The sequence below is a fragment of the Streptococcus sp. HMSC066F10 genome (assembly GCF_001813805.1).
GTDB lineage: Bacteria > Bacillota > Bacilli > Lactobacillales > Streptococcaceae > Streptococcus > Streptococcus vaginalis.
In genome coordinates this window covers 112475-118989 of sequence record NZ_KV813993.1, presented here as the reverse complement: position 1 = coordinate 118989, position 6515 = coordinate 112475, and the positions used below count along the sequence as shown (strand labels likewise).

Annotated in this window: 4 protein-coding genes; all 4 read left to right on the top strand. The window is 38.3% G+C overall.

Annotated elements, in window-relative coordinates; all coding sequences use genetic code 11:
* The first annotated feature begins 617 nt into the window (after positions 1-617).
* Positions 618-1763 carry a tRNA 2-thiouridine(34) synthase MnmA gene (gene mnmA / locus HMPREF2933_RS08440; RefSeq protein ID WP_257360484.1) on the top strand — a complete coding sequence of 382 codons (1146 nt, stop codon included), beginning with the start codon at positions 618-620 and terminating at the stop codon, positions 1761-1763.
* Between the two features lie 135 nt (positions 1764-1898).
* The gene (mnmG, locus tag HMPREF2933_RS08435) at positions 1899-3815 is read left to right on the top strand and encodes a tRNA uridine-5-carboxymethylaminomethyl(34) synthesis enzyme MnmG (protein WP_024053277.1); all 1917 of its coding nucleotides are present in this window, start codon (positions 1899-1901) and stop codon (positions 3813-3815) included.
* Between the two features lie 252 nt (positions 3816-4067).
* Positions 4068-6044 carry a DHH family phosphoesterase gene (locus HMPREF2933_RS08430; protein WP_024053276.1) on the top strand — a complete coding sequence of 659 codons (1977 nt, stop codon included), beginning with the start codon at positions 4068-4070 and terminating at the stop codon, positions 6042-6044.
* Positions 6041-6493 carry a 50S ribosomal protein L9 gene (gene rplI / locus HMPREF2933_RS08425; protein WP_003077184.1) on the top strand — a complete coding sequence of 151 codons (453 nt, stop codon included), beginning with the start codon at positions 6041-6043 and terminating at the stop codon, positions 6491-6493. The genes HMPREF2933_RS08430 and rplI overlap by 4 nt, the downstream gene beginning before the upstream one ends.
* Positions 6494-6515: the final 22 nt, after the last annotated feature.

The following is a 6515-nucleotide window of genomic DNA, read 5'->3' as shown; positions in this document are numbered from 1 at the left end:
TTTTGTTGCACTATATTTTACAATTTATCATATTTAAATGGTGACTTGTCAGCAGAGAATCAAGAAAAAGTAGCAGACGATTATGTAGCGGGTCGTTATGGTTCTTGGTCAGCTGCTAAGACTTTCTGGTTAGCAAATGGCTGGTATTGATAAATACAAAAAATTATTGAGGTTGGGACAAAAAGATTTCAATTTTTAAAAATCTTAATTATTAAGCCCTTCAAATCTATAATTAAATGCGAAAAGCGAACAAAGCAGAATTCTGATTACCAGAAAACTAGTTTTGTTCGCTTTTTATATTTGAGGTCGGACTTTTGTCCCAGACTCTTTTGTGATGAGAGTAAGGCTTTAATATAGTAGTTTACAGCTAAAAGTACTATTTTTAGGTTATAGATAGAAGCTACAAAGTCGCTCACTAGATTCGGCCTTTTGATAGGATCTCTATTGTTTCATTCACTGATTTAATAGTTCATCTACTGAATTTTTGGTTTACAGCAGTGTAAAGTTATTGCTATCTGGTTATTGAAATTTGTTCTTAAGGTTATTTCGTGTTATAATAAACCTTGCTCTAAGCGACCTTCAATCGTTGAAAGCAAAACACGACCTTCAATCGTGAAATAACGAAAAGATGGGAGAACACGATGAGTAATCATTCTAAAACACGTGTCGTTGTCGGAATGAGTGGCGGTGTGGATTCGTCAGTTACAGCTCTTTTGTTAAAGGAGCAGGGCTATGACGTGATTGGCATTTTCATGAAAAATTGGGACGACACAGACGAAAATGGGGTCTGTACAGCTACTGAGGACTATAAAGACGTAGCAGCTGTGGCCGATCAGATTGGAATTCCTTACTACTCTGTCAACTTTGAAAAAGAGTATTGGGATCGCGTTTTTGAATATTTCTTAGCTGAATATCGAGCTGGTAGAACCCCGAATCCAGATGTCATGTGCAACAAAGAAATTAAGTTTAAAGCTTTTTTGGACTATGCTATGACATTGGGAGCGGACTATGTGGCAACAGGTCACTATGCGCGTGTAAAGCGCGATGAAGACGGAATTGTTCATATGCTGCGAGGAGTGGATAATGGCAAAGATCAGACTTATTTCCTTAGTCAGTTATCACAAGAGCAGCTGCAAAAAACGATGTTTCCGTTGGGACATTTAGAAAAGTCTGAAGTTCGAGCTATTGCAGAGAAAGCAGGATTAGCTACTGCTAAGAAAAAAGATTCAACCGGCATCTGCTTTATTGGTGAGAAAAACTTTAAAGAATTTCTGGGAAATTATTTACCAGCTCAACCTGGTCGCATGATGACAGTTGATGGTCGAGATATGGGTGAGCATGCTGGTTTGATGTATTATACAATTGGTCAGCGTGGTGGCCTTGGCATTGGTGGTCAGCATGGAGGAGATAATGAACCTTGGTTTGTAGTGGGTAAGGATCTTAGTCAAAATATTCTTTATGTTGGTCAAGGTTTTTACCATGACAACTTGATGTCAACGAGTCTTGACGCTAGCCAAGTACATTTTACAAGAGAAATGCCAGCTGAGTTTACTATGGAATGTACAGCTAAGTTTCGTTATCGTCAGCCAGATTCTAAGGTTACAGTAACTGTAAAGGGTGACAAGGCAATTGTCAACTTTGCAGAACCTCAACGTGCTATTACACCTGGACAAGCCGTTGTATTTTATGATGAAGAAGAGTGTCTTGGTGGTGGCTTGATTGACAATGCCTATAAAGATGGTAAGCTTCAACAGTATATTTAGATTGACATTTTTTAGCAATCTGCTAAAATGGATATAGCAATAACTATGATGGTCAAAGCTCATGGATGTTGCAGGCTTTTTGTCCTGCACTTCTAGAGGTTTGACTTTTTTGGTGAAAAAATAAGGAAAGAAAAGATGACACACAATTTTACTGAAAGTTATGATATTGTCGTAATTGGTGCTGGGCATGCAGGTGTTGAGGCTTCGTTAGCAGCCAGTCGAATGGGCTGTAAAGTCCTACTTGCGACAATCAATATTGAAATGCTAGCTTTTATGCCTTGTAATCCTTCTATTGGAGGATCTGCCAAGGGAATCGTTGTACGTGAAGTGGATGCTCTAGGTGGAGAGATGGCTAAGAATATAGATAAAACTTATATTCAAATGAAGATGCTCAATACTGGGAAAGGTCCAGCGGTTCGTGCTCTTCGTGCGCAAGCAGATAAGGAACTTTATTCTAAAGAAATGCGCAAGACGGTTCAACATCAAGAGAATCTCACTTTGCGTCAAACTATTATAGATGAGATTCTAGTTGAGAACGGGAAAGTCGTTGGTGTGAAAACAGCCACGCACCAAGAGTTTGCGGCAAAGGCAGTTGTCGTAACAACCGGTACAGCTCTGCGTGGAGAAATTATTATTGGAGATTTGAAGTATTCTTCTGGTCCTAATCATAGTTTAGCTGCAATTAATTTAGCATACAATTTACGTGATTTAGGGTTTGAAATTGGGCGTTTTAAAACAGGAACTCCTCCGCGTGTGAAAGCTTCTTCTATTAATTATGAAGAGACGGATATTCAGCCTGGAGACGAAAAAGCGAACCACTTTTCCTATACTTCTCATGATGAGGATTATCTCAAAGATCAGATTCCTTGCTGGCTAACTTATACTAATGGAAGAAGTCATGAAATTATTCAAAACAACCTTTACCGTGCACCAATGTTTTCAGGAATGGTGAAAGGTGTAGGACCACGTTACTGCCCGTCAATTGAAGACAAAATTGTTCGTTTTGCAGATAAAGAGCGCCACCAACTTTTCTTGGAGCCAGAAGGTCGAGATACGGAAGAAGTTTATATTCAGGGGTTGTCAACGAGTTTGCCAGAAGATGTTCAAAAAGACTTAGTGCATTCTATTAAGGGACTTGAAAATGCTGAATTGATGCGAACTGGCTATGCGATTGAATATGATATGATTATGCCACATCAGCTGCGCGCTACTCTAGAAACTAAGAAAATCTCAGGTTTGTTTACAGCTGGGCAAACGAATGGGACATCTGGTTATGAAGAAGCGGCAGGACAGGGCATTATCGCAGGAATCAATGCAGCTCTGAAAGTTCAAGGAAAGCCAGAATTGATTTTGAAACGTAGTGATGGTTATATTGGGGTCATGATTGATGACTTGGTCACCAAGGGAACCGTGGAGCCGTATCGTCTTTTGACTAGTCGAGCTGAATACCGTCTCATTTTACGACACGACAATGCGGATATGCGATTGACTGAAATTGGACGAAGGGTAGGATTGGTTGATGATGAACGCTGGCTGCGTTTTGAAATTAAGAAAAATCAATATGAAACTGAAATGAAGCGCTTGAGCACTATTAAATTAAAGCCAATTAAAGAAACGAATGAAATGGTTGAAAAATTAGGCTTTAAACCATTGACAGACGCAGTTACAGCAAAAGAATTTTTGCGTCGTCCAGAAGTTTCATATCAAGATGTTGTCAAGTTTGTCGGTTCAGCAGCTGAAGATTTAGATGAAAAGATAATCGAATTGATTGAGACTGAAGTCAAATATGAAGGCTATATTTCTAAGGCGTTGGATCAGGTTGAGAAGATGAAACTAATGGAAGAAAAACGGATACCAGCAAACATTGACTGGGATGATATTGATTCAATTGCGACAGAAGCTCGTCAGAAATTCAAGAAAATAAACCCAGAAACAATTGGTCAAGCTAGTCGGATTTCAGGTGTCAATCCAGCGGATATTTCGATTTTGATGGTTTATTTGGAAGGTAAATCACGAAGTATCTCAAAAAATCAAGAAAAAGCAAAAAAATAAATGATGAAGATGCTTGTTCACATTTCTGAGCAAGTGTTTTTTCGTCAATAATACTTGACAAAGCTGTAAACTACCAGAGAAATAAAGCTAATTTAATGGGAAAATCAGATATTCTGTTTTGTAAAGTGAGCAAAGAGATGCAGGAAGATTTAATTTTTTCTAATGTTTGACAGTATTATTTGGCTTGTTTTAATAAGGGAAAACTCGCTTTTTTAGAGCTTTTGTGGTAAAATGGCGGTTAAGAGGTTTGTGATGAAAAAATTTCGTTTTATTCCAATTCATTTTGTAATCATGGGCGTTATTTCCTTTGGAATTTTAGCTATTTTATTACGAGTTTTTGGTAGCAGCATTCTGATGTTATCTGCGCTTTTTTTGGTGCTTGCTCTTTTGATTTTTCTATTGATTTACCAACAAAAAAGTTATGAAATTGATGAAGTGGAACAAATCCAGTATGTGAATGATCAAGCAGAAAATAGTTTGGCATCATTGCTTGAAAGAATGCCGGTTGGTGTTGTAAAAGTTGATCAAACATCTGGAAATGTAGAATGGTTTAATCCTTACGCAGAGTTGATTCTTACTAATGAAGACGGTGAATTTGATGTGGACTTGTTGCAAAAAATTACCAAAACACCATCTGAGGGTGCTGGATCGTATGCAACAATTGGGGATACAAAATATTCGGTCTACTTAGATCATGCTTCAAGTGTGTTTTACTTTTTTGATGCTTCTAGTGAGTATGAGGCTACTTCAGAATTAGTAACAACAAGGCCAGTTATTGGTATTATTTCAGTCGATAATTATGATGATTTAGAGGATGTTGTCTCAGATTCAGATATTAGCCACATTAATAGCTTTATCGCAAATTTTGTCTCTGAATTTGCAGAAAAATATGCCATGTTTTCTCGTCGTGTGGGAATGGATCGTTTCTATATTTTTACGGATTACACGGTGCTAGATCGGTTAATGCAAAATAAGTTTGCAGTTATTGATCAGTTCAGGGAAGAAGCTAAAAAGCGGGAAATTCCTCTCACACTGAGTATGGGCTTCTCTTATGGTGATAGTAATCATGAGCAGATTGGTAAAGTGGCTCTCTTAAACTTGAATCTTGCTGAAGTTCGTGGTGGTGATCAGGCTGTTGTCAAAGAAAATGATGAGTCGAAGAATCCTGTTTACTTTGGTGGTGGCTCAGCTGCATCGGTGAAACGGACACGTACTCGCACGCGAGCTATGATGACTGCTATTTCGGATAAGATTAAAAGTGTGGACCAAGTTTTTGTAGTTGGACACAAAAATTTGGATATGGATGCGCTTGGTTCTGCTGTGGGAATGCAAGTATTTGCTAGTAATATTATTGATCAGACCTATGCTGTTTATGATCCTCATCAAATGGCTGCGGATATTGAGCGAGCAGTTCGCAGGCTGCAGGATGAAGGAGAGACCAATCTTCTTTCGGTTGCTGATGCGATGACAATGGTGACCAATCGTTCTCTGTTGATTATGGTGGATCATTCAAAAACAGCTCTGACCTTATCAAAAGAGTTTTATGATTTGTTTAACCAAATTATCGTCATTGATCACCACAGAAGAGATCAAGATTTTCCGGAAAATGCTGTTATCACTTATATCGAAAGCGGAGCAAGTAGTGCCTGTGAATTGGTAACAGAGTTGATTCAATTCCAAAATTCTAAGACAAAACGCTTGAGTAAAATGCAGGCTAGTGTGTTGATGGCTGGGATTATGCTGGATACGAAGAAGTTTTCTTCTCGTGTAACCAGTCGGACGTTTGATGTGGCGAGCTATTTACGCACGCGCAGAAGTGATAGTGTGGCTATTCAAGATATTTCAGCAACGGATTTTGATGAATATCGTGAAGTGAATGAGTTGATTTTGAATGGTAAGAAAATTTTGCCGAATGTACTCGTTGCGACAGGTGTAGAAGAAAAATGCTATGATACAGTTGTTATCAGTAAAGCAGCAGATGCTATGTTAGCTATGTCAGGGATTGAAGCTAGCTTTGTCGTTAGTAAAAATAAGCAAAACAGTGTTTCGATATCTGCTCGTAGTCGTAGTAAAATCAATGTCCAACGTATCATGGAAGAACTGGGTGGAGGCGGTCATTTCAATTTAGCAGCAGCGCAAATTCCTGACCAGACAATTGCTCAGGTGGTTCATAGCTTAAATGAAATTATTGTTCGTGAAGTACTAAAAGATAAGGAGTTAGAAGAATGAAAGTAATCTTTTTAGCAGATGTAAAAGGTAAAGGAAAAAAAGGTGAAATTAAAGAAGTGCCTACTGGCTATGCACAGAATTTTCTGATTAAGAAAAATCTTGCCAAAGAGGCGACTGCAGCAGCTATCGGCGAGCTTCGCGGAAAACAAAAATCAGAAGAAAAAGCACACGCTGAAATGCTAGCTGAAGCGCAAGCCATTAAGGAAAAGTTGGAAGCAGAAAGTACAATTGTTGAATTTACTGAAAAAGTGGGACCAGATGGACGGACTTTTGGTTCTATTACCAGTAAAAAAATTGCTGAAGAATTACAAAAGCAATTTGGAATTAAGATTGATAAACGATTGATTCAAGTCAAGAATCCTATTCGTTCTGTTGGCTTGATTGATGTGCCAGTGAAAATTTATCAAGATGTGACTAGTGTGATTAACTTACGTGTAAAAGAAGGTTAATTGAAGAATATTTTTTGAGAGA